Origin of the sequence: Streptomyces sp. NPDC002130, from assembly GCF_040296465.1 — a bacterium.
Taxonomy (GTDB): Bacteria; Actinomycetota; Actinomycetes; order Streptomycetales; family Streptomycetaceae; genus Streptomyces.
On sequence record NZ_JBEOXI010000833.1, the window covers coordinates 1 to 1431 of the forward strand.

Here is a 1431-nt window from a genome sequence, read left to right on the forward strand (position 1 = left end):
GAGGAGCCTCGAAGGTCCCGCCGGTTCAGGCCGGCGGGACCGAGCTTTGCCTCAACACCCGACCTGGATCCTCGATCCGAGTCGAGTTCGTCACGCAGCGAAGGGAACGTCCATGTTCATGCGCTCCTACACATCTCCCAGGCCCCTTGCCGACGAGTGGGATTGGCAGCTGTCCGGCACCTGCCGCGACACCGATCCCGCCCTGTTCTACGACGACACGAACGAGCGCGGCTCCAGGCGAGCGAAGCGCGAGAGTTCGGCGAAGCTGGTGTGCGCCAGATGTCCTGTCGTGCAGAGATGCCTCGTGCACGCCATCCAGACCGGGGAACCCCACGGCATTTGGGGCGGCATGACGGCGACCGAACGAGAATCGTTGCGTAAAAGTCGAACTGAACCACTGATCAGTGCCGCGGCGAGCTCACCGGAATAGGTAGCAACCTCAAGGTCTGGCCTCGTGGTGTCGCAAACCGTGCGTGCGGCGTCGCTCCTTCATCTCGGCTTCGAAGAGGTGCGATACTCCACCGGCCAGCTTGTCACGCACCACCTGCTCGCATTCGCGAAAGAAGGACCAGTAGTTCTCGTCGAACTCTTCGACGAGCTGGAAGGTCCAGCGCCCTTCGACCACGTTCCGGCCCATCAACTCGCCCTCGATCTGATCGGCCAGCTCGTCGTTACCGCTGGATCGCAGTAACTCGACGACCTCGTCGAGCATGAGATCCGCATGTCCGATCAGCTGATGGAAGTCGTACAGAGCGCCGCGCGCCCGCTCCACCGTTTCGAGGGCGTTCGACAAGCCGCGCCCAAGCGCTGACCGGAAGGAATGCGCCTGAGATCGTGGTTACGAGAACCATCAAACCAGACAAACTGGACGCATGTTCAGGAATCGAAAGATTCGATCCCACCCGTCAGAAAGATCTCACTGCACCCGATAGATTTCGCTGCGGCCAGGATCCACCAACCGCCGCATGATCTCGTACGCACGGTCCGGATCCGTGTACGGCGGAATCATCATCAAAACGAGTTGACGACCATGGATGTCGTCGAGATACATCAAATCGTGAGGCTGGCCAGGGTACGGACCCCGCACTTCCAGTCCGTCGACCTCGTCGATACGTCGCTGGGCGCTGCTGATCGTGTTCCAGTCGAACGCAACCCGCGCGATCGGCCCCAACCTCAGCGAAAGTGCGGATATCAGATCGTGAAGCTCCGCCGTGACGTTCGTGGTCCACGGGAACCACGCGCCGTCAACCGATGCCTTGACGGCACCTTGCCCACGAAGCAGGAATCGCGGAGTCCGCGTCGGCGACGGGAAAGGTTGCCCGACATGGCGCTGCGGCGCTTCCGTTGCATAGTCTCCTGCGCACCGGCGTCCACCGAAGGGATGTACTCCTTCGGGACACGGCCACCGGTCACCTTGTTCACGAACTCGTA

The 1431-nt window shown here is 61.6% G+C and carries 3 protein-coding genes and 1 pseudogene; 1 reads left to right on the top strand and 3 read right to left on the bottom strand.

Going from position 1 to position 1431, the window contains the following annotated elements; all coding sequences use genetic code 11:
- The first annotated feature begins 112 nt into the window (after positions 1–112).
- Positions 113–430, top strand: a complete 318-nt coding sequence (locus ABT116_RS46080; protein WP_095971959.1) for a WhiB family transcriptional regulator — start codon at positions 113–115, stop codon at positions 428–430.
- Positions 431–439: 9 nt separating this feature from the next.
- On the opposite strand, the gene ABT116_RS46085 is transcribed toward ABT116_RS46080, so the two are convergent.
- The 3 genes and pseudogenes from ABT116_RS46085 to ABT116_RS51205 all read right to left on the bottom strand — a co-directional run.
- Positions 440–793, bottom strand: a complete 354-nt coding sequence (locus ABT116_RS46085) for a hypothetical protein (RefSeq protein WP_351647165.1) — start codon at positions 791–793, stop codon at positions 440–442.
- Between the two features lie 123 nt (positions 794–916).
- The gene (locus ABT116_RS46090; RefSeq protein ID WP_351647167.1) at positions 917–1282 is read right to left on the bottom strand and encodes a DUF5994 family protein; all 366 of its coding nucleotides are present in this window, start codon (positions 1280–1282) and stop codon (positions 917–919) included.
- A gap of 62 nt (positions 1283–1344) precedes the next feature.
- Positions 1345–1431, bottom strand: a pseudogene (locus ABT116_RS51205) (hypothetical protein); the annotation flags it as partial.